This is a genomic window from Microbulbifer aggregans (assembly GCF_020524005.1).
Classification (GTDB): Bacteria; Pseudomonadota; Gammaproteobacteria; order Pseudomonadales; family Cellvibrionaceae; genus Microbulbifer; species Microbulbifer aggregans_A.
The window spans coordinates 1-612 of record NZ_JAIVKK010000050.1; the positions used below are offsets into that span (position 1 = coordinate 1).

1 protein-coding gene is annotated in these 612 nt (G+C 46.4%); it reads left to right on the forward strand.

Annotated elements, in window-relative coordinates; genetic code table 11:
* Nucleotides 1-471: hypothetical protein (locus tag LC093_RS20265; RefSeq protein WP_226669341.1), on the forward strand; the 471-nt coding region annotated here is incomplete at its 5' end.
* Nucleotides 472-612: the final 141 nt, after the last annotated feature.

Genomic DNA, 612 nt, shown 5'->3' on the forward strand with positions numbered 1-612 from the left:
TTTGTAGCTGTATTTTTGTTGCTTATTTGCTCTCGTACTTGGAGTTGCGAGTATTCGACACATGAACTATTTCCGCCGAAAAATCCATTTTCTAGTTCGCATGGGAGTAAGCCGGCTGCACCCGAAGTGATTTACAAAATACAGCGTGGTTCACCTAAGATAAAAACGTCTTGTGCAGACCTTGGTGTTGTATCTATTAGTATTTCAAGCCAGGGTTATAGAAATCGATCTACTGGCTATCTATTCGAAGTTGTTTCTAGCTCAGAGTCTCAAGAAATATTTCCTAAGCAAGCTGTTCAGGGTGTTTTAAGCAAGGATGGAAAAGAAGTCCGTTTTGATTTTTCGTGGATTGATGGGGCATCAGAGGTTCAAGAGCCAATAGAAGTGGTTGTGAACGTCTACCGCATCAGTAGCTTGTGGGTGCTAAGTGAGCCAACCAAGGTCGTTATCAAGCATCGTGGTCGCATATAGCACTAACAAACGCAGGCAGTTTGCTACGGCCCTGTGGGCCTCCGCGGGACGCCCAACACTGTGCACATATTGTGCTGGTCGCTGCGCTCCCTTTTTAGCACAATATGCGCACAGCATTGGTCGCCCCTGCTGCGGGCGTTA